This window comes from Paenibacillus vandeheii, assembly GCF_030433635.1.
Classification (GTDB): Bacteria; Bacillota; Bacilli; order Paenibacillales; family Paenibacillaceae; genus Paenibacillus; species Paenibacillus vandeheii.
The window spans coordinates 232200-257621 of sequence record NZ_JAROCD010000011.1; the positions used below are offsets into that span (position 1 = coordinate 232200).

The 25422-nt window shown below is 36.8% G+C and carries 27 protein-coding genes; 8 read left to right on the forward strand and 19 right to left on the reverse strand.

Annotated elements, in window-relative coordinates:
• Positions 1 to 109: 109 nt before the first annotated feature.
• A complete protein-coding gene (locus P5G61_RS22350) occupies positions 110 to 337 on the reverse strand; it encodes a helix-turn-helix transcriptional regulator (protein ID WP_217506324.1) in 228 nt (75 codons plus the stop codon).
• Between the two features lie 301 nt (positions 338 to 638).
• Between P5G61_RS22350 and P5G61_RS22355 the strand changes: the two genes are divergently transcribed.
• Complete coding sequence (locus tag P5G61_RS22355; RefSeq protein WP_024633667.1) at positions 639 to 1337, forward strand: helix-turn-helix transcriptional regulator; 699 nt, start codon at positions 639 to 641, stop codon at positions 1335 to 1337.
• Positions 1338 to 1480: 143 nt separating this feature from the next.
• Here the strand turns inward: P5G61_RS22355 and P5G61_RS22360 are convergent, their stop codons facing one another.
• The 11 genes from P5G61_RS22360 to P5G61_RS22410 all read right to left on the reverse strand — a co-directional run bounded on the left by P5G61_RS22360 (position 1481) and on the right by P5G61_RS22410 (position 11081).
• On the reverse strand, positions 1481 to 2236 hold the full coding sequence (locus tag P5G61_RS22360; RefSeq protein WP_024633666.1) for a peptide arginase family protein: 756 nt from the start codon (positions 2234 to 2236) through the stop codon (positions 1481 to 1483).
• Positions 2237 to 2436: 200 nt separating this feature from the next.
• The gene (locus P5G61_RS22365; protein ID WP_024633665.1) at positions 2437 to 3237 is read right to left on the reverse strand and encodes a hypothetical protein; all 801 of its coding nucleotides are present in this window, start codon (positions 3235 to 3237) and stop codon (positions 2437 to 2439) included.
• Positions 3238 to 3463: 226 nt separating this feature from the next.
• A complete protein-coding gene (locus P5G61_RS22370; protein WP_024633664.1) occupies positions 3464 to 4453 on the reverse strand; it encodes a site-specific integrase in 990 nt (329 codons plus the stop codon).
• Between the two features lie 54 nt (positions 4454 to 4507).
• Complete coding sequence (locus P5G61_RS22375) at positions 4508 to 5389, reverse strand: coiled-coil domain-containing protein (protein WP_024633663.1); 882 nt, start codon at positions 5387 to 5389, stop codon at positions 4508 to 4510.
• Between the two features lie 405 nt (positions 5390 to 5794).
• Entirely contained in the window at positions 5795 to 6334 is a 540-nt protein-coding gene (locus tag P5G61_RS22380; RefSeq protein WP_024633662.1) for an imm11 family protein, read from the reverse strand.
• Positions 6335 to 6502: 168 nt separating this feature from the next.
• Positions 6503 to 7369, reverse strand: coding sequence for a hypothetical protein (locus tag P5G61_RS22385; RefSeq protein WP_024633661.1), 867 nt, complete (start codon positions 7367 to 7369; stop codon positions 6503 to 6505).
• Positions 7370 to 7394: 25 nt separating this feature from the next.
• Positions 7395 to 8159 carry an abortive infection family protein gene (locus P5G61_RS22390; RefSeq protein WP_052016829.1) on the reverse strand — a complete coding sequence of 255 codons (765 nt, stop codon included), beginning with the start codon at positions 8157 to 8159 and terminating at the stop codon, positions 7395 to 7397.
• Between the two features lie 91 nt (positions 8160 to 8250).
• On the reverse strand, positions 8251 to 9294 hold the full coding sequence (locus tag P5G61_RS22395; protein ID WP_024633659.1) for a S16 family serine protease: 1044 nt from the start codon (positions 9292 to 9294) through the stop codon (positions 8251 to 8253).
• A 573-nt stretch (positions 9295 to 9867) separates the two neighbouring features.
• Positions 9868 to 10410, reverse strand: a complete 543-nt coding sequence (locus P5G61_RS22400; protein WP_024633658.1) for a hypothetical protein — start codon at positions 10408 to 10410, stop codon at positions 9868 to 9870.
• Positions 10411 to 10649: 239 nt separating this feature from the next.
• On the reverse strand, positions 10650 to 10826 hold the full coding sequence (locus P5G61_RS22405; RefSeq protein WP_301248467.1) for a hypothetical protein: 177 nt from the start codon (positions 10824 to 10826) through the stop codon (positions 10650 to 10652).
• 33 nt (positions 10827 to 10859) lie between these two features.
• Entirely contained in the window at positions 10860 to 11081 is a 222-nt protein-coding gene (locus P5G61_RS22410; protein ID WP_024633657.1) for a hypothetical protein, read from the reverse strand.
• A gap of 537 nt (positions 11082 to 11618) precedes the next feature.
• Between P5G61_RS22410 and P5G61_RS22415 the strand changes: the two genes are divergently transcribed.
• Positions 11619 to 12062 carry a hypothetical protein gene (locus P5G61_RS22415; protein ID WP_024633656.1) on the forward strand — a complete coding sequence of 148 codons (444 nt, stop codon included), beginning with the start codon at positions 11619 to 11621 and terminating at the stop codon, positions 12060 to 12062.
• A gap of 499 nt (positions 12063 to 12561) precedes the next feature.
• Positions 12562 to 13170: a hypothetical protein gene (locus P5G61_RS22420; RefSeq protein ID WP_024633655.1), complete on the forward strand. Its 609-nt coding sequence runs from the start codon at positions 12562 to 12564 to the stop codon at positions 13168 to 13170.
• 79 nt (positions 13171 to 13249) lie between these two features.
• Here the strand turns inward: P5G61_RS22420 and P5G61_RS22425 are convergent, their stop codons facing one another.
• Both P5G61_RS22425 and P5G61_RS22430 read right to left on the reverse strand, forming a co-directional pair.
• Positions 13250 to 14083, reverse strand: coding sequence for a tyrosine-type recombinase/integrase (locus P5G61_RS22425; protein ID WP_024633654.1), 834 nt, complete (start codon positions 14081 to 14083; stop codon positions 13250 to 13252).
• Between the two features lie 190 nt (positions 14084 to 14273).
• Complete coding sequence (locus tag P5G61_RS22430; protein ID WP_024633653.1) at positions 14274 to 14930, reverse strand: hypothetical protein; 657 nt, start codon at positions 14928 to 14930, stop codon at positions 14274 to 14276.
• A gap of 129 nt (positions 14931 to 15059) precedes the next feature.
• Here P5G61_RS22430 and P5G61_RS22435 point away from each other — a divergent pair, with 129 nt between their 5' ends.
• Together P5G61_RS22435 and P5G61_RS22440 are read left to right on the forward strand one after the other, a co-directional pair.
• Complete coding sequence (locus P5G61_RS22435; RefSeq protein WP_024633652.1) at positions 15060 to 17192, forward strand: type IA DNA topoisomerase; 2133 nt, start codon at positions 15060 to 15062, stop codon at positions 17190 to 17192.
• Positions 17193 to 17834: 642 nt separating this feature from the next.
• On the forward strand, positions 17835 to 18836 hold the full coding sequence (locus tag P5G61_RS22440) for a hypothetical protein (RefSeq protein WP_024633651.1): 1002 nt from the start codon (positions 17835 to 17837) through the stop codon (positions 18834 to 18836).
• 44 nt (positions 18837 to 18880) lie between these two features.
• Here the strand turns inward: P5G61_RS22440 and P5G61_RS22445 are convergent, their stop codons facing one another.
• From P5G61_RS22445 to P5G61_RS22455, 3 genes are all read right to left on the reverse strand, one after another.
• Complete coding sequence (locus P5G61_RS22445) at positions 18881 to 20224, reverse strand: FtsZ/tubulin family protein (RefSeq protein ID WP_024633650.1); 1344 nt, start codon at positions 20222 to 20224, stop codon at positions 18881 to 18883.
• 4 nt (positions 20225 to 20228) lie between these two features.
• The gene (locus tag P5G61_RS22450; protein WP_024633649.1) at positions 20229 to 20591 is read right to left on the reverse strand and encodes a hypothetical protein; all 363 of its coding nucleotides are present in this window, start codon (positions 20589 to 20591) and stop codon (positions 20229 to 20231) included.
• A gap of 516 nt (positions 20592 to 21107) precedes the next feature.
• Positions 21108 to 21278 carry a hypothetical protein gene (locus P5G61_RS22455; protein WP_161634274.1) on the reverse strand — a complete coding sequence of 57 codons (171 nt, stop codon included), beginning with the start codon at positions 21276 to 21278 and terminating at the stop codon, positions 21108 to 21110.
• Positions 21279 to 21733: 455 nt separating this feature from the next.
• On the opposite strand from P5G61_RS22455, the gene P5G61_RS22460 reads away from it, so the two are divergent.
• Positions 21734 to 21973 (forward strand): helix-turn-helix domain-containing protein, encoded by a 240-nt coding sequence (locus P5G61_RS22460; RefSeq protein WP_024633647.1) that lies wholly within the window; start codon positions 21734 to 21736, stop codon positions 21971 to 21973.
• Between the two features lie 153 nt (positions 21974 to 22126).
• Here the strand turns inward: P5G61_RS22460 and P5G61_RS22465 are convergent, their stop codons facing one another.
• Both P5G61_RS22465 and P5G61_RS22470 read right to left on the reverse strand, forming a co-directional pair.
• Positions 22127 to 22261: a hypothetical protein gene (locus P5G61_RS22465; RefSeq protein ID WP_268870912.1), complete on the reverse strand. Its 135-nt coding sequence runs from the start codon at positions 22259 to 22261 to the stop codon at positions 22127 to 22129.
• Complete coding sequence (locus P5G61_RS22470; protein ID WP_024633646.1) at positions 22258 to 23181, reverse strand: hypothetical protein; 924 nt, start codon at positions 23179 to 23181, stop codon at positions 22258 to 22260. Before P5G61_RS22470 ends, P5G61_RS22465 begins: the two co-directional genes overlap by 4 nt.
• Before the next feature lie 159 nt (positions 23182 to 23340).
• Between P5G61_RS22470 and P5G61_RS22475 the strand changes: the two genes are divergently transcribed.
• Together P5G61_RS22475 and P5G61_RS22480 are read left to right on the forward strand one after the other, a co-directional pair.
• A complete protein-coding gene (locus P5G61_RS22475; RefSeq protein WP_024633645.1) occupies positions 23341 to 23889 on the forward strand; it encodes a hypothetical protein in 549 nt (182 codons plus the stop codon).
• Positions 23890 to 24454: 565 nt separating this feature from the next.
• Complete coding sequence (locus tag P5G61_RS22480) at positions 24455 to 25366, forward strand: ATP-dependent DNA ligase (protein WP_024633644.1); 912 nt, start codon at positions 24455 to 24457, stop codon at positions 25364 to 25366.
• Positions 25367 to 25422 lie beyond the last annotated feature (56 nt).

A 25422-nucleotide genomic window follows, 5' to 3' on the forward strand; every position in this document is an offset into this window, starting at 1 on the left:
TATGCTTAATTTTCTGACCAACTTTTTTTTGCATCGTGCTATTCTTAGTCATTTTTTTGTGCTAAAATGTAATCAACGGTGTACATTTTCGTAATCCATTGAATACACTTTATTTCATATCAGCCTCAAATAGATCATCCACCATTACTTTAAAGTGGAAAGCTAGATGAATGGCTAATGTAAAATCCGGCACATGATTCTGTTTCTCAATTTTGCTGATCGTTTGTCTGGTAACGCCTACTGCATCAGCGAGGTCCTTTTGAGTCTCACCGTTCTTTTTTCGAAATGAACGGACATTGTTTCTAATTTTAAGTTTAGCGGAGTGACTTACAGTCAAAAGAACGTTCTCCTTTCCAGTTGCCAGTTGTAATAATCTATATGTAGTTAAATATCCTTTTGAAATAAGGCCTCCATTTGCAGATGGAGGAATAAGAACCTCTTCCATTGAATATATTACTTAATGATTAGTATAGGTGTCAACCAAGAATTACACAAAATATCACTAATGTAAACGAAGATTTACATTTGAATGCAGTAATTAGTAAATATGATGGCGATCATCGATCAGAGTTGTTTGGCTGCTTGATGTAAATATAATTTTTCTACTATTTTAAGACACTCGAAAGGCGGCACTTTTTATGACCACTACAAATAAAGATGTATCTATTGAACCTAATTCGGCTACTAGTTCACCATCTGCCATTTTAGGACAATACTTAAAACAGGTCAGAGAAGAAAAGAAATATTCATATAGACAAGCTATGGAAGTAACAGGAATAAGTCACTCTTACATTAAGAATGTTGAAAGTGGCGTTGACCCGCGTTCGGGAAAAGAAATCATTGTTCAAACAGACAAATTAGCTAAATTTGCAAGAGGATATAATATCCCTTATGAGACTTTGCTTCAAAAGGCAGGCATTGTAAAAACCGACACTCCAGACATTACGGAAATTGAACGAAAAGAAATCTTCCTTCAACGACTAAAACAACTGATAGAAGAGGAGTCTGTGGATCTCGTCTCTCTTGCTAAAAAAACCGAAATCCCCATGGAACAAATCACAGAAATTATGCAGGGAAGTGTATCTGCATCGATTGAAGATATCTACTCTCTTGCGGCTGCTTTACATGTGACTCCTGATTACCTAGCTGGTTATGCTGCAGATAAAAAAGGTTTCCATCCGGACACTCCTGAATTAAAGGAGCTCACATCCTTAATTAATGATGCCGGCTTACAATTGTATGGTAAGCCTCTCTCCAAGGGAGACAAGGATAAGATCATTGCAGCGGTAAAAGTCATCTTCTCAGATTCGGCTCAACGCCAAATGGATGAAAAATAAGATGGAAAAAGCGAGTTCCTAATATGGAACTCGCTTCTTTATTCTCATAATTCCCTCGCTTTACTAGTTACTACTACACCATCTCAGCTATCTCTAAGTTATCCGTCCAACCTCTGCAACAAAGTTAGACCCTAACCATTACCCTATTTCGGTTCTTCTAGGACTGCAGCAATAAAATTTAACAGTAACTTTTCTGCTTCATCCACCTCGAACTCTTCAAGTTTTAAATCATCAAAGCATTCTCTTTCACGAGCTATTGTAATTATTTCTGCATTCTCAATAATTTGCCTTAGAAATGAGGACCTCTCGGGTGAAAATGATGAGCGTTTCGGAAAATAGTCTAAATCAAAATCTAATATATAAGGTTTTTCCGGTATTTTAAAACCTGTTTGCTCTATGTAATTGTCATCTACACAGGAATTAGATTCTATCTCACCAATCTCATAGCTTAAGGAATCGTTTGTGTATAAGTGCTCTCCTTTAAACATTGCTATTGAGTCACTTTTGTTTATTACATGATATTCGTTAATAATAGCTAGCTCATGAGCTGTCGTAATATGTTCATCATACTCTAAATCTTTGACAGCGTTTAATAAGGAAGACAGGTCGTCTGTATCCACCTTCAATATTCGTTCCGAAATAATCTCATTTGCAAGTTGAAACTCATCTTTTGTCGAACTCTTCATCTTGTCCTCATATACTTTTCTAAAAGCATATTTATTAAAAGGAGCGACAGTATCAGTATGATAATCAAAACTAATAAGATTATAAGGCCGTTTGTTTTTATCTGCAGTTAAAGCCCATACTGGTAATGCAAAGTGATGCTTATCAAAAACGTAAATCATCTTCCCTAAGATATTTTCTATTCTTAAATTAGAAAAATCACCCTCGCTCAACATATGTGTTCCCCCTCACATTTATATGATTATCTGCATAATAACCTCCATAATATAACACGTTTACAAAAGTAAAAGTACCGCCGAAAACGCTCCCTATACAGTACTTCCAATATCAAGAGAAGTCGCTGTTTTCTATATTTGAACCTTACGAACTCAGCCCCCCAACTCCCGCCTTATGTTACTTCACTTGTTTGGAGGTTTTATTCAGGGGTTACCAGCAACACGGTATAAGATTGATCGTTCCTTTTAACCACATTCACTGGAAACCAAAAATTCAATGGCTGAACAACTTGAAATTGAATACGATGTTTCTGTTTTTGGTACTTTCCATCTTGAATTTTAGGTATTAGCGGACCAACAAACGGTAATGACTTTAGATTGATGTGTGAATGTATTGTAGTTTTATGAAGAAGAAAAGCGGCGGAAGTCAATGCCCAGTATATTAATGGATCTAAGTGCTGTTCATCAGTATATTTTGCAAAGCCGTCATTAATGAGGGCTAAATTAAAGCCAGCTGAAAATAACAAAGGGTTATCTGCGCCACCAAAGATATGTGCGACGGTATAACCATATAATCTATTTCTTCTCTTTGCATCTGTCAGATTAACGTTCGTATATTCTTTAAATGCGTGTTTGGCCCTTACATTATTTTCTGCAGCCCTATATTCCATACCTTCAAGCTCGACATAACGGGACCACTTTCTGCCATTAAAAGTTGGCTCTAGCCTCTTTGGAACAGTATATATCCCCATTGTCTTTGGGTATCTTATAAACTCTGGATGAATAATGGGAGTATCTTTAACATCATCTTGATGTATAAGAAAAACAAAGTTGAAAAAACTTTCTATCCTTACTAAGTCCTGAAAAGTTAATTGTTCACCTGTAATTGGATTTAAGCAAATATGATTGATCTTGACTTTGTCTGAAAGCGATGACTCCATTAACTGCAAAAGAACTTCGTTTCCATCCTGAATGACCGGATCACTTTTTAATGAAGACAACGCAATATCCTCCTTGGTTTGTTACATGTTTATATGCTCTGGCTTTCATATGTCAGCTGCAGCCAATCTGTTAGTTCAATAACAGCAAGCCTATTAGTATACACTTAGCGGTATCTACACGAGTAGGTAGCATCGGCCATTAATGCTGATCTAGGCACTGTAACCAAGCCATATACAAGAAGTCAAAATTGATATTGAATGATAATCATGGTTAAGTTCAGCTCATTCACAGTCCTAAATCATCTGCTGCATTTTGTTCAAAGGCATTCCCCAACCGAATGTATCTTCTTAAAGTTGTCATTGATTTGTGCCTGCTCTGCTTTGCAATTGCCCACTCGCTTTTACCTGCCTTAGCAGCCGTAGTTACAAAGCCAGCTCTAAGACTATGGCCAGAGTACTTCGAAATGTCATAGTTACATTTTCCGGCGTAGTTTTTCACAATCTCAGCAACTGCCCCATCGGATAGTCGATTGCTTGAAATCTTTCCGTGGCGATTAATGCTCCTAAACAATGGACCATTGTCAATTCCGGCTGCTGAAACCCAATCAATATAAGCTCGAACTGGACAAGTGTGATCGAACTGGCCATAAGGAATTGCTAAGTTCTCTGACTCACCAAGCTGATCCGTCTTTGACTTTTTCAATTCAATCATAAGACCGTCTTCAACTAGTGTAACATCTTCCAGATCAATTCCGGTCAATTCACTTCTACGAAAGGCACCCATGAAGCCTATTAAAAGTATCGCCTTGTCCCTCTTTTTTTTCACTTCATTGTCTATTCCATCTATAGCATGAACCATTTCTTGCAACATCGGGATTGTTATTGGATCTTTGCCCTTTTGCTTTGTTCCTAAGTGTCTCCTGGTACCAGCAAGAATCTGTTGAATAGAGTAAGTGAACGGAAATTCCATCTTCGCTGTTTCGTGTGCAAAACGTATAGCACTCAATTTCCTTGAAATAGTGTTGGCTTTATAATCATGAAGAACAAGATCGGATATGTAGTTACCCAAACATTCTTCACTTGCTGGCAAAGAAATATAGTCATATTCACGACACCATTTTTCAAACAATGCAAAGTCACTACGATATGCCTTGTTTGTATTCACTGACTGCGAATGTGAAATTAACTGTCTACTTTGCTTAATGAGTTCTTCTTTTTTCAATGACAAAAATACTTGTGTTTGAGATCCCTCAGGATCAATAGGGTGATTCTCCATTCTCCTCCCCCTTCTACTATCTAACTTAATTTATATAAATACTTATAGAACTATTTATTCTTTAATAGAGGGATTATCTCCATCGCTACTCTTTTTGTTTTCACCGTTAACCTCTTGTACTAATTTTAACATGGATCTAGAATGTTGTAGGTTCAATTCACTAATCTTTGCTGCAGTCTCTTCTTGAATTTTCATACGTTCTTCTAATAACTTCTCTTTATACTCCAATTCAATTTCTTTCCTCTGCTCATTCAGCTTCTTCTCGTATTCTTCTTCTCTCCTCCTTAAATCATCAACTTGTTTATCGATCAGATTCCTTTTTTCAGTAAGTTCCGTATTTAATTGGTTTATTACAACGTTTTGTTCAGTGATATTGCTTTGATAATTTTGCTCCATTGTATTTATCGTCTCTTTTAACTCCAGATACTCATCAGATATCTTCTGCAATTCATTTAATTGAATGTTTAGACGGTTATTCTCTTCTGCCATATGTCTATTAAGCTGCTCCAAAGTATCTGCTGATTTCTTAATACGTTCAGCCTCAATTCGTGCCTCATCCTTATGTTCAGCAAGAAGAGAATTATCTCGTTTTAGGACTGCTACCTCTTTTTTCAGTTCAGTTATCTCTCTATTTAACTCATTAAGCTCAATGGCATGCCGTTCGTTCTTTTCATCCAAGTCGACCTTTGTTTCCTCAACTACCTCTATTGCTTTTTGATTTATTCGGATAAAAAGACTGTAGATCACATTCATATGTTTCTCCAGGTCCTTTAAATCTTCTTCAATACGCGGATCATTCTTTCTTATATTGTGAAGCGTCTCCAACGCCATTAAGGATTCTAGCCATTCTGTTGATTCCAATCCAGTCGCCGAAATGCGCGCATTCACTTCTTCGAGCTTTTCTTCATCCATTTTGAATCCTTTTGTCTTGTTCATAATAGTCCTCCATAATATAAATTAGTTAACCAATAAACCCTTATATAATGCATAGTTAACTGGTTAACTGCTATTTTATGGTTAACTATAACATGGAATTTATCAAAAAACCAAGCCTGATAACTAACCCTCGATAAATTAACATTATCGAAGGTTAGAAAGTGTGATTTTGGGACTGAAAAAGAGGGAGGACCGCTGAGACTTAACCCATAAGTTTTCCCTTTGGCAAGCTTATGCTTCCAAAAACTTATTGCAAACTTACTTCTTCCAATTTCGACTCAAGGCAAACTTATGCTTCCAAATAATTTTAAAAATCACGAATATCCTTGTATGGGTTGAGTTTCAACCATAGACAGTAATATTGCGTCTCGAGCCCTTCATGTTCATCCCCCAAAACTATTCAAATTACATTTCTGATCTCTCAACCTTTTGCCAAGACTTTAAAAGCAACACCGGCGGAATATAATCTGGCATGATCCATTGATAAGACAAATCTTTAAGCAGCTCACCAGGCCAGAATTGTCCCTTCTGATCCAATTGCATCTTCCACGGGCCACTAACCATGGCTTCTCCCTGATCTACAAGTTCACAGGCGTCTTCATAGGAATGTTCTTCTTCCTTATTTCGTTCAATCACTTCAAGGGCTTGAGCATACAAAAGTTGCTCCTCATCTTCCATCTTCTGTTTAAACTCGGAATCGTATATGACCGAGAAATTCAAACCTTTAAACTTATGTTGCTCTACGACTTTTTTGAATAAATCTGTCACAAACACTTCCACCGTAGCAGTCTCTTTTATTTTAAACATAAAGGTGTCATTCGGTATTTTGGAGAAGTCAAACATCAATTTATTAAAGCCTGCGAAGTCCCCATCGTTATACCTTCTTACATCTGTAATGTTCCAATCCACACAGTCCAAGACATTCGTAACATTTACTATATACAACTCTAATTCATCGTGAATTAATGGTCATAATTCCGCCTCTTTTGAGATATAAGATTGGAATACCTCTTTGACATTCCCTTTTCATAGAAATACAGCGTCTATCAACGGATAGACGCTGTTTATTAATTAATAACCTGTCATAACCTCTCAGCTCCATCTGAAGATAACTTAAACAGGATTCGCGATAGGAATACTAAGGATCAATGGGTGAACGCGATCAATGAGTAGTTGGTAATTAACAAATAATGAGTTCATAGTCTCTTCGGATAATCTGATCCCAGTTGGATGGCCAGACTCGTTTCTTATTTGTCGTAAAAAGTCTAAATACTGAAAATGAAGATTAGAATTCTCTAAACCAAGAGACTCAAATAACCTTTCTTGATTGCTAACAGTTCTTTTAAAACCATCTAATCTAGCGTGTGCTTTTTTTGCTTGTACAACGTTTTCATCAAACTTTTTAGACTCAGCTTCTGAACCATGCTTTCGCAGATACTGCAGGTAGGATCTCGACAACAATAGCAGCAATTGCTCCGCCGCGCAGCCTAACATTGTTACTGCTGCTAATCGTTGTCCACTAATTGCACAAGCACAAGCCTCAAGTATATACATTTCCTCAATTGGATCCAAAGTACTATTATGAACTTTCGTCCTCAAATTTTCGTAAACTTGGTTTTTGCTGTAATATTGGATATCTCTATTTTCGTTGTTACTTGTACTCGTTAACCCTACGAGAACTCCAATTTTCAAGCCTGCATACCCATACTCATCTGTGTTTTCATATAGCTCACTACAATATCTATTTAATCTGTGATATAGATCATCTGCCTCTAAAGCTTTTTTAGAACGTACTGCAACTTTAAGATCCACATATGCGCTTCTCTGATTCCACAGTCGACCACTAAATCTGTCAGAATAATTTATAGACAGTTTAGAAGGCTCTAAATGCTTTAGTATATCTTCTTCACCTTCTGATTCAAGATATTCCTTTAAAGTACTTAAAAATAAATCACTTTCAGAATACTCAACTTGACTCATGGACAAACCTCCAAATGTAATTTATTTATTTCAACTTTCTATGGGTCCAAGTAGATATTAAAAAATTTGCCATCGTTCCAGATAAATTAACTGATAACTCAGCATGACGAACGCCAGGTTTAACAGGCTTTCCAGGCAGCGCCCGTTTAGTACTTGGAGCATGAGCATCACCATCATTATTTCTCAAACTTCCTAACCCCTGAATGATCGATGTACACCCTCGTAATATCTGCTTGAAAGTCTCTTCTGTGTGACCATCAGGTGATAGATTCAGTACAGTATGTGTTTTTTTGTAAAGTGTAGGTAGATCATCTGTTTTTTTATAATCAATGTTTTCACTGTCTAGAATGAACTTAATAGTTTGCTCTATCAAAGTAGAAGCAATTGTAATAGCTCCTTCAGGATCTTCCTCTCTTCGAGCCAATGCCTTGTCCCAGTTGTGCCGAACAAACTCATGGATGTTTTCCCCCGAGAGCCTTTCCCCGATAACTCCGTCAAGTGGACTATCCTGAACGCTCTCTAAATAATCAAAAATATTACTGAACGCATTCTTAATATGCTCTCTTCTTTCAGCATATCCTGGTATTATAGCTTTGAAATGATTAAAGATCTCCATGAGGCTTCGGCTATCTTTTATGAATGTGGGGAGTAAGTCTTTTAGTGCCTGTGATTTAATAATCTTGTTTCGCAATTGTTTATATTCTTCATCTGGCCCCGATCCACTACTTGTTGCAGCATCAGTAACAAGCTTTTTTAATCTCTCAATTTCTTGAATTCTATCCTTGATCATATTGAAATCCCCTTAAGTCAACTTTATTTATTAAAATGAACTTCCACTGTGTAAAACTGAATTTCTGATCACGCCAATTAGAACTTTCTTTTCACAACCAATATGCCTCAATATTACCGAGCTTCTGAATTGGAACGATATCAATGTCACTCTTCATCAGACTTTTCATTTCCATTGCTTCTGCATAATTCATCCCCTTAGGGACAAACATTACCGGAATTGAATTCTTTATGGCCAAATATGTTTTACCTTTTACTCCCCCGACACCTGATATATTCCCCTCTGCATCGATTGCTCCAGTAATAAGAAATTTCCCATGGTCTTTTGGTGGTTCTTCTCTTTGTTTAAGCATAACTTCATAGGCCGTAGCAGCACCACCTGAATTCCCTTCGATATTGGCTAAGTCAAATTTCATTAAGTCGCTAAATTTCCATAATTCCTTTATTGTATAGTGTACGTTAACTGTAGTACCATACAGCGCAGTTTCTAGAAAAACAGTTTTCCCATCATAAGATCTTCCTTCGATTTTATGAAGTTCCTTAGAAGCCAATATTTCCTCCACTTTTTCAAGTGTAGGAGGATAGTCATCTATGGTTACGATAGTTGAACCTAATAAATCTAACAATTCATTATCTACTTCCGAAGGGACACCCCCAATTTCAAACTCATATCCATACTGAATTGGAACGTTCGCTTCATTGCTTCCTGATATGTACGCCGGTAGAGCAACATATAATAGACTTTCTCTTATTTGTTCTGTATCAGGGAACTTCAAACTCCCAGGTGGATCAAGTTGTGGTTCATAGGGAAGACCTTCCTGTTGTTTCGGTTCTTCAAACTCCTGAAGTAACCCCCCGTATTGCACTTTAAGAAAAAGATAATCAGATAATCGGCTTACTTTTACCACATTCACGCTAGGGATATAAATAGAGTCCTCAGATGGATAACGAAATAGTTCTTGTGCTGGGTAAAGTTTTCCGGGTAGTTCATATGTTCTCAATTCTATGGGTTTTAGATACGTGTATAGCGGAAGGGCGGCCAGGGCAACAAGCATAATAGCAATAATACTTAAAGCAATAGACCTTGTACGTTTTCTAGTCGTTTTATCAATTGTTTTAACAGCTTCACTATTCATAGATCTACTCCAATTTTAGATAATTTAAACCCAGGGACACAGCTGATCGACTCCACTGCAGACGTATTATTTGCACCAACACAATTTTACGGTTTATCAAACTTCTTGATCGATCTTCATAATAAAGCTTATCTTTTCACCGTGAACCTGTGTGATTGCAGATACATTAAACCTTTCCATTAACCAACTGGAGATAGTAGCCTTGGGATCTGGACATGTAACCGAATGAAAGTGTTGTGGGATCGAAAACATTCTCGGACCGAACTATGACCTTCTGGAGAAAAATGGTCTGTGAGTAACTGACTTATACTCGTCAATGTCTCGCCGCCCTCCTCCCAAACCCTGGTCATAAAGACGGCTGATCCACAAACAGTAACTTGAGCCGATCGAAAGCATGGGTAAAGTAACCGGCTTGCCAGTGAGAGTTGTTGAATCCCCTACAGTCAAATATAAATTGTTCCCTAGCTTGACATGATCGCGCCTCGCTTCTCAAACAGTTCTTACCAATATGTACCTAGTAGTGACGGAACGTCCTTTATAACAGGTTCCTGCCCTGGCAAAACTTCAACAATCTTAGTCACCCGCTTTAAGCTCGTTAATTCGATATACCCCAAGCAACTCATACTTGATTACTAAATAAAATAGGAACTCATAGTAGCTGCGCCCCGTCTCCTTGTATTTCTTCCATTCATCGTCAATGAGACAGGTTGTCATTTTAATCTGACCACGTACAAAGTACGACTTTTGCTGATACTCTAATCCAGTTTCGTTCTTTTCAATTCTGATAAATTCATTGATTTGTTGTGTCAGCAATTCTCGAAATTGTTCTGGTTTTACACATACAGTAGGAAAGCCAGCTTCACTCATAAAAACATCTTCCTTTTCAATTACGAGAGTGAATGTATCGGGATAAATTGAGTTTAATGTTTTTAGCACACTTTCAGCTTTTTGTTCATCTCTGAATATAAGACGTTCTTCTTTCAAAAGAGTATCACTATAACTATGAGTAATCTTAGGCTTGAGCCATAATTGAGTTGTGTTTTTATGAGGAGCTACGGAACTTACCCATGAACCTCTTGTGTTATTTTTAATACTTGCGATATATTGTTTAGTCAATAATATTCAGCCCTATCTATCATAATGGTTTCTTATTTTCTACCTTCCACCTCTACAACGGTAAACGACTAGACTTGTCCGGTAACGACACAGTCAATGTACCACCTCGCCCCAACTTCCCATTTTCCATTTTTCAACTACCTCTTTCAAATTTTATGCCCACCTGATCGACATCGCTGCAATCTCCAGATCCTCAATGCGGTATTACGCGTAAACCACCTGAAGAAAGACATAGAAATTCAATAGCTGCAGTCACTTATATCAACCCCGAATTCTTTCGCTACTTCACCTATGAGCTGAATACAGTCTTCCGGATTTTCGTTTTCAGCAGCTGCTTTTTGAACTAGACGAAATGCCACAGCAAAAGAATTCCCTGGAGCCGCCAAAAACTTTTCTCTTATTTTTTCTTTATTCATCATTACACTCTCCTTTAAGTAGTTCTGAACTATTCATTTAAATGTTAACGTGGGCCGGAGCCGCTTCCAGCTCCCGGAGCATGAAGTCCAGCTGGTCGACTCCACAGCTACAGTAAAGTCCTTGAATCCTGGTGTTGTGTAAATTATAGTCTTTTGAAGAATATTGGGATCACCGGTTTCTTTGAAGTGTCCCATTAACAGTGCCACCTGATCCAGCAGTACGGATGGGTTATCTGTTAACAAGTTCATTTCCAAAAGTATGCCTCATGCTGTGACAAGCCAGAGTTTTCATCCTCGTTCGCTTCCCATACCTTTCCACGATATGTTGGACTGCACGAACAGACATCTTTGCTTTCCATTCCTTCCTCAAGCTTCTTGCATGTGCCGTTTGTAATTTGCAATATATCTTTGAATGACTGTACCTCGATCTTTAAGATGCGGATCTACTTGAAACATCCATTTTGAAAATTCACTCCAGCTCGCTTTGTAGTTTGCAATTGTCTTATGATCTAGTCCTTTCTCAACTAGGTGCTGTAAGAATGAATCAAAAAATTTGAGTCATTTGTAGTTCATTCAATTTTCAATTATAGAAGATGACGATTTTTTGCGTCTTACGTAACTATTTACTGTCGGTTCGTAAATCTATTATACCGCACTTTTGGCATCTTCTATTTAGAGAAGTCGACCAACGGTCCAATACCTCCTTTCGAACCGGAATCACCTCACGCTTTACTTTAGGTTACTTAAACTATATACTTTAGGTAACTTAAAGTAAAGGGAGAATTACAGCAGATGGAATGCATGAATTGTGGCAGTACAAATGATACCACTGATTTGTTATCCAATAATGAGAAAGTTATTTTATGTGTTGATTGCAGATTTGATCTTGCTACCGGGAAACTGAAGCTCCCACTCAAAACTATGGGCAGGCCCTCCCTGGGAATCACCAAAAAGGTTTCACTTACGATGACCAAACAGTTGTGGGAACACTTGGAAGTCAAATCCTACAATAACCGTTCTGATTACCTTCGCTCTTTGGTGAATCGGGATTTTCAGGAAATGATTAGCGATGGACAGTGGGATAATGAAGCCTGCTTGGGTTATGCGATTCTTGGGGCCAAACGGCTTGGCTATTCATCGGAACAGATCAAGCTGCTTGTTAAGGCGATTAACGGAGAATTTGATGTAATTTCAGTTGGTGAAGCTCGGAAGGAGTATGAAGAATCAGAGCACTAATTTATGACTATAACGGAATACTGAGAAAGGCCACTTCAATTTTGAAGTGGCCTTTTTTGTTGTCCGGTCACCAATGAAGTCTCACCTCGATATTTGACTTGTGAAAACCACTGCGAACTCCATTACTCTGTATTCCTTTTTATATCGATATCTTCGTCGCTTAAAACGGTGAAAAAACACACCCTGAAAAAATCAATTAGTTAAACCTGAAAGGTTTCCAATATTGATTTTTTCGGAGTGTATTTCATGTAAATACAGTTTCTCATGTATTATTTTATTGATTTCAGAGGTTTACGTATTCCCAGCCGTTTAGAAGTCTTTTGAGTCTTTTGTACAAATTTCAGTGCCGTTTCTTTGAGATCTGATTTTTTATCCATCAATGTACTTCTCCTTAAATTGTATTACTAAATCTATTTCCACTTTCGTTTGAAAATATACATAAAACCGACCTCAGCATAATAGATATATTTACAAACAGTTGTTAGGAGGAACACTAGTAATGAGATCTTTAAGCCAGATTAATCTATTGTCGAAAGGGTTAAATGAATTAGCCGATGAAAAGCGCGGCATCCATTCCTATCTACTTGGCAAGTTCGAAAAATACTCACGCTGCTACTTGGATATCAGACTTCCTCACTATGAAATCCTACGAGCTAAATCTTTTTTAGATGACGTCATGGAACTAACAGATCATTCAATCATGATCACTATCGAAGACTTGGTAGGTACTCTATATGATCAGTTTTTAAATCAGGTTCGTCATGCAGCTAAAATTTCCACACTAGGTACAAAAGTACTTAAGAAAAAGGAAGAATTAGAGGAAAACTCAAATAAGACAGTCACTTCATTTGAACAAATAAACCCAAACCACTGGGCATTAGTCGAAAAGAAAGTTCCAGCTAAAGTAAAGACAAAAATAATACGTATTGAAATGCATCGGAAGTATGTAGAGCGTGGAGAGATATTCCTTTACGATATGAGTAAAATTATACCAGAGTTCCAATTGACGTTAGAGGAATTGATCACTATATTACTCCTAGATTTTGTACATGAAGTAGAGAAAGGGAATAGTAAAAAAATCATGGACCAGATTATTAAGTCTACTTAAAAAATGGAATAATGATATTTAATAATCATATCGTAAATGAGATATTCCCCTCTACCACATCAGCTCACTAAAGCATTAATCATTCATTTACATCAATCGGCTTCCAGTTAATAATACCCAAAAGCGCCGATACATCATCACTGGAAAATCCCTCTTTATACTTATTAATTGCAAATGTATTTCTCAGAATTCTCGGGTAAACTTGAAAACCAATCTCTTTGCTTATCTTAGAGAAAATGAATTGGATTACCCTTTGTGACACCGGTTCGCTATTGTGATTAGTAAATAAGTATGGGGGGGCATCAACTTTATTCTTTTTCATTCCTATATATTTAACAATGAAATGGGCATCTTCGTTATAAATGGCCACATCTCTTCGCTTCTCACCTATTATTGAAATAATGAGACGATCTCTATCTTGTACAATGTCCTCTAACTTCAGATACTGCAGCTCACGGCCTGTCAGTCCACCTGATAAGCAAAGCGTCAATAGAGCCCGGTCACGATATGCTTTGTATACTTTGGTTATAGGGACATCCACAAGCCAGTTTCGTAAGTTAGTTTGCTCTAAAGGTGTAAGGACAATAGTTTCTGAAATGTTTTTCTTTAACCTCTTTATTTTACTAGCCGGATCCGTCCCAGCTAAGTACCCTTGACTCCATAGAAAATCAAAATATGAATGAAGTATCGAGATCTTTTTATCAATAGTACCTTCGCTTTTATCAATTCTTTCTGTTTCTAAATAACTCACAATAGCAGGCCGAGAAATTTGCATATATTCTGTTGTTGGATAATTTTTATTGAACCATGCCATAAAGCTATGAATTTCATCAGAATATGATCTTATGGTTAGCTGCTTTTTCTTATTTGATTGAAGGTATTCTACATACTCTTGTTCTTTATAAAATGACACAACCTCACCTCCGTTGCTATAATTTTATATCCTCTGAAGGATTTAAGCGAACAAAAAAAGCCATAACGTCATTATTACATGACATTATGGCTCTTTCATGTTTGCATCCTCTCGCTTCTTATCATCATTGAGCTTATGGCAGAATCCAAGCTAAGGTAATTCTTACCCACTCGCAGTGTTTCAGCCAAAACTATATTAAACTTCCGAAAAGTGATTCTGCATTCCAGGCTATTTTCCTCCTCGTTTTCTCATCCGAAAAAACGTGCTGAAGAGCAGCATCTAATACCTGATCTCTTAATCCAGGAGGACCCACAACAGATAGAATAAGGACGTTAAATATATCTCTTTTGTTCACTTTATGTTGGCTGCAAATGAACTCATGTTTATCCCAGTCAGCTTTACTTAACGATAAAACATTTTTGATCTCAATCTCTGAAAGAGAAATCCGTAGGTTTCTAAGCAAATAAGCCAACTTTAATATCGCTTCACCGGTATGAGATCGATCCTGGTAGAGCTCATTCAACTTATTATGTAACCATTCTAATTCACAACTTAAGTAGTCCATCTGCTTAAGTACCAAACGTTCTCTTTCAATCCATTTTATCGATAGGACAACATCATCGATTAATTCAGCCAGAGTAATACTGTACATCTTTATGATGATGAGGGCTTGTGCGCAAGTTTTCCGCTGTCCCCTTCTTCGCTCCAGATCATTCAATTCATTTAGATGTGGCTCATATTCAATTTTTCGATAACAATATGATAGCATCAATTTTTGAAGCTGCTTAAGCTTGTTAAACCTTTTATCGGGTATGAATTCTAGCGAATTCGTAACGCCCTCTTCCATACGACAATTCTCCCTATAAATAAAGTATCACTTGAAATATTAACTTAATAATACTACATTTAATTAGGTTGTAAATCAAAATATACATCTAATTATTATTTTGAATACAGTTAAAGGAGTGAATATTTTTTGATACTTATCATTGCTGAAAAACCGGACATGGGAAGAAAAATAGCAACAGCCTTGGGAGGGTTTAAACAAGAACAAGGATATCTTAAAAGTGAGCACTATTACATTACCTGGGCTTTTGGACATCTGGTTAGCCTCGCTGAACCAGAAGATTATGAAGAACGTTTCAAAATGTGGAACTTTGATGATCTCCCCATTGTACCTAAGCAATTTAGACTAGTGCCGAACAAAGATACTCAAAAACAACTTTCGTTAATTAAAAAACTAGCTTTATCTTCATTAAGTATTATTAACTGTACAGATGCTGGCCGAGAAGGTGAAGCGATTTTTAGATACATCTATGAATACCTTGAACTTAGACTCCCCTTTCAACGCTTATGGATCTCATCACTGACAAAAGAGGCTATCACCCAAGGGTTCCGAAATCTTAAAGATGGTTCAGAGTATGATAACTTGTATAAAGCGGCGAGATCTCGATCTACATCAGATTGGCTAATTGGAATGAATGGAACAAGAGCATTTACTACGAAGTTTGGGGGATCCAAGAATGTGATTAGTATTGGACGCGTACAAACTCCTGTATTGGCTATGATTTATGACCGTCATCAAGAAATCACTATGTTCAAAAGCAGAACTTATTACACTGTTGTTGTAGAGTTGCAGCAGCAACAAGTAAATTATTCTGGAACACTACACATTGATGAACCTATAACGGAAAAATTAACGGTAGATAAGATTGCTCAGACTGTACAAGGAAAGATTGCCAAAACGAAAAGCTACGAATCCAAAGAAGCTCTAGAGAAACCTCCCCTACTCTATGATCTGGGCTTGCTCCAAACTGAGGCGAACAAGAAATTTGGTTATACAGCTAAACAGACAGCTGATATTGCACAGCAGCTTTACGAACAATTAGAGGCCATAAGTTACCCACGTACAACATCTAATTATGTTGCTGCAGACAACTTGGCTGTTATGCATGAAATCTTTGATCTATTTAAAAATAGTAAATATAGTTCATTCACTATTAACGGGGATAAATGTTATGTAAACCCAGAAAACAAAAACCTTTGTCGCCCCGACAAAATCGAAGATCATCATGCTATTTTTCCAACTGAGAAGATTCCACATGATCTAACAAAGGATCAAGAAAATATCTATTCATTAATTGTGAAAAGATTTTTGACTCACTTTTATCCACCTGCAAAGTATAAACTCCATCGTATACTTAGCATCGTAGATCAATTTGAATTTAAAACAAACATCAAAGAACTAATCTCTCTTGGATGGAAAATCATTAATGAAGAAAAAAATAATAACAAAAACACCGAAGATAAAGGAGATAAATCTACCGAAGATTATGATCTACGATCTAATTTTGCATTTAATGAGGAGGAATTAGCTGTATGTACCAAAGCGGACGGCAAAACAATAGAAACTAAACCTCCAGGTTATTATACGGAGGGAAGTCTAATTGATGCCATGAAAAAGGCCGGGAAGCATATCACTAATGCAGAGTTAAAGTCGGAAATGAGCTATATACAGTTGGGTACTCCCGCCACAAGAACTGAGATCATTGAAAATCTAAAAAGAAAGCAATATATCATAGTTGATGGAAAGAAACTTAAACCTACAGACAAAGGCAATACTCTCGTTGAAATGCTTCGTAATCTCGGTTTAAATGTGCTAACCAGCCCAGAGATGACTGCTAAATGGGAACAACGTTTAAGTGAAATAGCAGTAGGCAAAGCATCAGATAGAGCCTTCTCACAAGTTGTCGTTAAATTTACGGAAAAGATTATATCTTGCTTAAAAAATGGTACATCTACGATTAGCCAGGCTAAATTTATGAATACAATTGGTAACTGCCCCAAATGCAAAAATCAAAGTATTATTGCCGAAAGATTCGCATATCTTTGCACGTCTACGGAATGCGACTTTAAAATCAATTCAATGCAATATGGTAAGGAGTTAACCTCCAAAAATATCAGTGACCTTCTCACCTCTGGTAAAACCAACACTATTTCTTTCAAAAACAAATCGGGAAAAGCCTACAAAGCTAAGTTAATGCTAGATGCTGCTTCTATGAATGGAAAGCTCACCTTAGAATTTGTTAATAAGAATATAAAAAGATAGCGATATGTTGTTAAATATACGTGTAGATCAAAGAAGATTAGGTTGATCAATCGTTACGAAGACGTAGATAAATATCTACGAATTAAGAAGATAAAATCATCCATAATCTTCATTTATAATTTATTCAAGGTTAACAACAATCCATTCGTAGATATTTAATCTTCGGTAAAATATTAAATCATTGAGCTAATCACTTTTTATTCATTTTATGATTAGATCGTAGACTAACGCAGATCAAAGTCACAATATTTAAATGTAGCCGTAGAGAATTCATCTAATCATACCAGAGATTTCGGTCTACACATCTTTTCTTCATAATATATACCCTTCATCTGATCGTAGACCGTAGTTTACGTTAGATCTGTGTATAAAATTCTAGCGTAGATACAGTCTTCGTTATCCAATACGCTGTTTTTCCTCATTCAAGCCGTAGAAATGTTATCTACGGCTCTTTTTTTGTTGAATTCTTCCGTAGATATTCATCTTTTCTAACAATTTAGCCTTTAATCGTAAACCAACGTAGATTTAAGTGAATAAACTAGACGTGGACGTAGTCTTTGATATAAAATTGTAAAGCAGAGCTTACATAAGCCCACAGGAACGGCTCTATAGTCTATTCTCAGTAGGGTAGGAGGGGATTATATGACTGATACTAACGAGCAGCACAACAGCACAACCGCTAACCAATCACGGAATATAGAAGAGGTTGGTCCTAGTGAGGAAATTAAATCATACTTTGAACAATCGGATATTCTATACAAATACGTAAACCATGAAAAATTTGAAATGGTAAGCACAGATATTCTTCAATTGGACCGTACAGCACGGTATTCTACGTCCAAAGTAGCTGAGATACTCAAATCATATGATTTTCTAAAATCTCCAACAGGGGACCATCAGATCGATGATGCCCGTTTGCGTTGGTGGCTAAACGCGAAACGAGAGGATAATCTTATTGATTACTTGAACGTACAAAAGACCGGGAATACATGGACTTGGGATGTATATGCGATTATTAGAGCAAAGATCGTTGCTACTTTAAGATACTGTAATAAATACTCTCAGAAAGACATTAAAGTGATGACTACTGGAATATCAACGGTCTCCGCTGCCAGAATGTCTCCAGACACTATTGTTTCTATGATAAACTCTGGCGAGATCTATAATATTTCAAGTTTAGATACACTCAAAAGTGCATTCCTAGCCTACATTGACCATAATGAAAAAAGATTCGAAAGTGATATTGCTGAAGGTATTGAATTCATTGGTGAACAATTCAAGGAAATATCTGAAGAACACAAAGTACAACTCGAGAAGCAAGGGGAGCTTTCGGTAACCCAGGAGAGGTTGGTTCAAGAACAGGAAAAACTTGCTTCACAACAAGCTGAGCTTGATGAGAGAACAACTAAACAACAAGAGCTTATTCAAAGAAACCTTGACCTAGAGTTTAAGCTTAAACAACAGCAAATGAAGAGGTTGTTAAGGCTAGAAGCTATAGAACAGTGGAAGAGTAGGGGAGCCCTAAAAAATCTCTTTGCTAGTGAGAAAGATAAAGAAGCGTTTATCCAGTCTTACATTGATAACGGGCTGAAAGAGTTTCCCTTAAATGAAAGTGCAGCAACATTAGAAAGTGGAAATGAATAAGACAAAAAAGGTGGCTCTTAAAGAGCCACCTTTTACTTTCTATTTTAGAGGTCTAGATCATCAAGATCACTTAAATCAGCAAGTGCAGCTGGTTTGTCTTCAGTGTCTCGTTCATCCAGATCATCAAGAGTCAGGAGTCCTCCTTGATTTGTATTAGTCGAAGTATTAGTTGAGAAAAAGTCATTATAGTCGCTCAAACCAGCAGCAGTCTGTTCTCTTGCTCGTTTTTGCTCCTCCTCAATCACTTGCCATTCCTCACGCTCATGTTTTAGTTCCTCAATACGGAGTGGAGGATCTGAAACTACTGCTAAACCATACAAAAGAATCTCATTATATAGACGATCGTTTTTCGAGATTGCATGATTAACCCGAGTATTTAGAATCTCTGAAGTATCTCTGTAAATGTCATCTGCAATTTGTGGGGAAATCTTACGGTTATTCGGGTAGATAACTGCAATTGCACCTGTCAGCACATTATTTAGTCTATAGTTTGCAAGGACTTCATTACGTTTAAATAAGTTCTCAATCTCAGCTTTGTAAATTACGTCATCACTGAGTGGAATCGATCGTTTAGATACTGATAACCATCCAGGCGTAGACCAAGTAGATAACAATTCAGTTTTATCGTAGACAGATCTACCTTCCAGAAGAGGAAGAGCAGCTGTATCGTAAAGTGTTGAGGCAACAACCATATTTGTGTAAGATCGAGCATCGACACCCTGAACTCGCTCTCCATTTTCATAGTAATCTTTTAGTTTCTCGTTATCGATTACAAGAGCCGCGCCCATTTTCCCTTTAGCCATGAGATCCTGTATAACATAAATGCCTGCTAATGCATTATCTCTAAACGCAACCCCACGCTCATCAGTAGAAGGAAGGGAGCAAATAACACCTAAAGGAATTTTCCCACCTGGCAGCTGTTTTCTTTCCCTAACCTTGGACAAGATCTCCATAATAACTTTGAGGGCCCCATTTCCACTACCTCCACCTAAAGAAACAGTTACCCATACGAAATCGGCTAATTGAACATCAGGTTGTATTGCAACTTGCTTGTATAAATCAATGTTCTCTTTAGCTATTTCAAAGCCAAGTTTTGCATTTTTATCCGTACCTTCGAGCCCGACTAAACGTTTAGAAGGTGTTTCAATCCTTCTATCATCAGGAATAAGGTTTTTATGTTCGTTTAAATCACTTTTTGAACTATTGAAAAGATAAGTAGGGTGACCGCAACGCGACAATTCTGCTGCCATCCGACCACCACCTTGACCTAACCCGATAATAACTTGGTTTGGAAGTCGATCTATTTCGTTTAAAATGCTTTCAGAAAAGACATATGGAGAGATCATTCTCCGTAGATGCCCCAGATTATTCACATCAATTTTGCTCATCTGTTTATTCCTTTCTTTCACTCATATTTTTTCGTTCTTTAATTACTAATCCCAGCAATTGCTTCCCTCTATTAGTTAAATAATAAGGAGCCATAGTTCCGACTTTTCCACGTTTAATGAATCCCTGCGCTTCCAATACAGTTAATGCAGAATCAATGAAGAATCTACGATCACGATAATCATCTATCCTCGTCTTAATAAATCCTTTGTTCTCTTTATTCGTAACTGCAATCAGTAAGAATATATCTATTGCAAAATCATTTAGCTTGCTACGAAAGAACGAAAGGGTTCTTTCCGAGAAGAGCAAATCGTCGTATTCATCTAGCTGATCCTCTGCATGTTCTCCGTTGTATTTCAGATTGATCACCTCACTCAATACCTTTTGAGAGGATTATATTGCTAATTATAGTGGACACTATTGGAAGATGTAAAGAAAAATATAGTTACACAATCATGTGACACTATTATGCGACATATAAATAACTTTCTATGAAAAACTAAAAAAACCTTATATGATAAGGCTTTTTAGATCAGCATGTAGTAACACTATTGTGTGACACAATAGTGTTACTACTCAAAACAAGAACAGATGATCTGTATTTCACTAAATTAGCATGATTATGTAAACTAAATCGTTATTCATACCGAATTTTAGGTAGTTTAACTTTCTGTTTCTTATATCTCATTTAAATTCATAATTATCTACGTATCTACGACTAAAAATAAAACTACGCTTCAAGCTCTAACTTAAATATCTACTTCTCTAACGATGCGCTGCTCATTCCTTCAATATATCTATTCATCTAATCAGATGATTATGATTATTCATAGAACAAAACCGATCTATTTGAGATCGGTCAAGCTCCAATACACTTTGTAGTGTTCAAGGTAGCGTTTTCTTATCTTTGATCAAATCAATCAATTCCTTTAAGGTCCGATCCAACGTATCAAACTTTTCCTTAATGTTGTCCATAAGATACTTCAATAGCATAAACGTGATTACTACAGGGAATCCAAAACTAGGAACTAACTCGATGAATTTTTCAATCTCCATTTCTTCACCTCCTTCTCATAAATATAGGTAAAAAAGAACGGTAGTTTACAACTTTTAACTGGAAGAAAATCGGAGATTCCAATATAATTAAATAAGAACATTTGTTCCTACAATTCATATTTTTGGTTGTTATTGCGTTCTTATTTTTACCTATATAGTGAGGTGAGATAATTGGAGATGACAAAAGAACAATGTAGATCCGAGCTAAAGAAGATGGCTTGGAGACTTCAGTACAGGTCTAAGGTGACAGCTAACAAGGAATTTGGGATGGTGTTTGATATCACAACAATCGATTCTTTTGAAAATGATTCTATTTCAAGAATCCATGTGGAGGAGATATTTGCTCTCATTCCATCAGACGTAGGAAAGAAAGTAATTCATGATGTTTACCTTTGTGGCAAGTCAGAAAAAGAGGTTTCTGCAGACCTTCAAATTTCACAACAAGGAGTAAATAAATGGAAAAAGAAGACATTAAGCTTTCTATCGACGAAATTGAGTTCATGAATCTTGTTCAAAGATCTAGGAAAGGTGATCAAGCAGCTTTTATGGCTATACTCGATATGTTTGAGGAGGAGATGGAGCAGATGGCAAAATATATACGAATGCCAAAGGAGGATGTGATGCAATCACTGCGTTTAGGCTTACTTGAATTAATTATAAATCACACCACAGATAATAACCCAAAGAATGAGTGAAAGGAGGGAGGAGGGCACTTTGAATAGCTGTGCAAAAAATTGTATAGCTTTAATCATTTTTAGCTTACATATATCTATCGTGTTCTCATTCATATGGCCTTATCAACGACGAAAGTAGCCTTCCCAGTTCGGGAATAGCTACTTTTTTATTTTTTAATCTACAGATTCTTTGAAACTCTTATACATTTCATAGATACCAATAACAGCAAACAGCAAGATGATCGCAATGAACCATGTGGGAACAGATACAGCGTTTCCACTACCAAATGCTAGACCAACGTTCTTCATTTTGTGTCACCTCCTTTCGTAATTACCAATGAATAATCACTAACTATTTCTGACCAATGATTATTTACAAACCATTTTATCCCTGAACGCATCTCAATATTGCAAATCAAGAGTAGCAAAATTATACGAGTCATGTTGAGTTTATAATTGCCTGTATTTGATGGCCATAGAATTCCAAGCTCACCAAGGGATGCTCCAGCTGTTCGCATCATATGAATGATGGAATACGATTCTCTAAAGTCTTCTTCATTTGTATCTTGAATCTGCTTTTTCCAGTCCATTCTTTGTAACCAACCATTTACAGTGCCTTGAATAATCTCGCTCATAGGCTTCCCATCAATTTCGTCTTGAAACATGATTCCTTTCGATCTGCTGAGCTTTTCAATATGTTCAATAGAGATATTTCTATTACTGAGGGCGCGAGCCAGGTTACTTCCATCCCAAAGCATTTCTACCTTAGCTGCCTGTTCATCTTGTAATTCTTTTTGATCAGAGTTTGACGGCCTTCCGATTTTACTTCTTTTCCTAACATCCTGTGAAGCGAGCAAATCTATAAAGTCTCCATAACTATTGTCTTGACTGTACTTTGTTATTTCATTGAAAACAGTTTGTACATCTTCATAGAAGCTAAGGAGCCTTATCTTCAATTTTTCCAAATCCACATCGTAACCTTCCCAGAACAATACAAAGATTAGATCTTTTTGATTTTTACTAATTCCTTCTTGTTTAAGTTCGTTAATATGTTGAATTGTATCTAAATCCGCGTGATTGAAGTACTTCCTCGCCCCTTTGCCCCTGCCATCGCCGGTCCAGGATCCACTTAGGAATCCTAATTCTAAGTATCTATCAAGCAACTTTGGAGTTAAGTGAATGCCATGCTCAATCGCTTGAGATATCATTGTCTTTTTGGTGAGTAGCATATTTAACCGACCTCCTGTTATAGAGTTTACCGGCAGCGGGATTCCAAAACAATTGGTCAAAAGAGGGGAAGTGAAAATATTGTTCTTCATCTCATAAATATGAGGTCATGGTATACTCTGTAATAAGAAGGACTTTTAAAAGTGAAGTGAGGACGGTAGATGGACAATTATGACAAGCATGCCGAAGTTTTAAACACGCTGGTGTACACCTTAAATAGTGGTGTGAAGGGTTCTATTGAATTATCTAAGTCACAACTAGAAGAGTGGGAAGAGTGTTATAAGACTAACAAAAGATTTGTGATTGAATCCGGAAAATATGTGTTTGGTCTCAATCCAAATCTTGTAGCTGATTTTAAATGTCTTCGTGCACAAAGCATTGAAACGAGCTCCGTACATATAATTCAGACACATATTGAGGAAGCAGAAGAAGAATTAGAAGAGGACCCCTTGATATCTTTTAAGATAGTTTGTAAATGCAGCGCTACATACTTAACGCCATCACGAAAGAGTAGAAGGAAGTCCAATTGTAAGTATTGTCAAAGTCCAGTATTTGTTGATTACTCAAGTGGAATTATTGAAACACATTATGGGAATGGGCTCCTTATGACTAATACTAAATACGTAGATAAAAATGCAGCCCGACCAGAAGGTTATGATGATTTGAAGAGAACATACTCAGGGTCGAGGAGAGAAGAGATACGTGTTTAATGGTTTATAAAGAGAGGTATGGAAGGGGATCTAGTGAGAGATGTTTTCTCACTAGATCTAAAAAGATATCAGTAAGAGACAATAAAACATTAACCTATCTCATTATATGAAGTTAATCCTCTTGTCCCCTGAGTTTTTATTTGAAATTCATTTTTAAAGTAGTAACACTATTTTCCAAGTTTTTATTCCATCCTAGTAAGTATTAAAAACAGCAGGGGTTGCCCCTGCTGTTTTTCTGGACCATAAATCTGTGTTTATTGAATTGAAAACTAAATACCAGTTCCCCATCTGATCCAAAAACAAGGTAAGTACGTCGTCATCAATGGATATATCTCTAACTAACTCAGTTCAACCTCCAGTAGAATCTGAGAATTTGTTTTGTCTTCTTGTACATTCCCGATATCTGTAAATATATAAGGGAGTAACATCTTAATTTTCAAGTCAAACGAATCTTTTTTTCCATTTCAGGACAATTACCTGCATGAAAAATATCTCAAACTACCCAGCAATCTTAAATAGGAAATTCAATACTTCCTATGCTAAGGTTAGGGCGGAGGTTTTTGTCATGTTGAATCAACCAATCAAGCCTATGTTATTGCAGCCATTACCACCAAGTGGGATTAAAGAGGGCTGGAAATCCAGTATTAAATGGGACGGGTTTAGAATATCCATTCACTACGACCATGGAAATGTCCGTGCTTACACTAGGCATGGGACTGAGGTAACTGAAAGGTTCCCTGAACTGCAGAAAATTAGCCTCTCGGCAAAGACAGCGATTTTGGATGGAGAATGCATTGCATTTGATGTCACTCAAGCAACTGACCAAACACCTAAAATTTGGTGGGATGATGCTATGGCACGTTTTCATACAAAAAAGGCTTCTGCGATCAAGCAAATTTCTAAAAGCTTAAAGGCACATTTCCCGATTTGGGATGTATTGTGGATAAATGGTCAATCCGTCATGTCAAAGACTTTTACTGAGCGGCGCGAAATCCTTCAAGCTATATTGCCACCCTCAGATACTATATCTATTACACCTTTATACGATGATGGAACGCAGCTCTTCCTCAACATAAAGCAACAGGGACTTGAAGGTATCGTACAATATAACAGCGATGCACCATATTATTTAGATTCTCGGCCCCAGGATGTCATTACAAAAATAAAAGCCTATCAGTTTGCCATTTGCGATGTTGTTTCAATAAGGAAAAATCGATTTGGGTGGGGCTTACAAATGAATGATAAGTATGTAGGTCTTCTTGAATTCCCACCACAAAGAGCCCTGATACAGCAATTTCATTCTATTAAGAAGAACCTTGTACGAAGTGAAACTAAGGATTGGATATATCTAGAGCCTTTGATTAGCTGCAGAATCAAATTTCAGTGTTTCACTAAGAATGGTAATCTAAGATCACCAACACTAGTTGAATTCTTTCCTACAAGTACTGTTTCAAAAGAGAATGTGTTAGCTAATTAAGTTAAGTTGCATCTACCTGTAGCTTGTTAATCAAGTTAAGTATAAAATGGATCCAC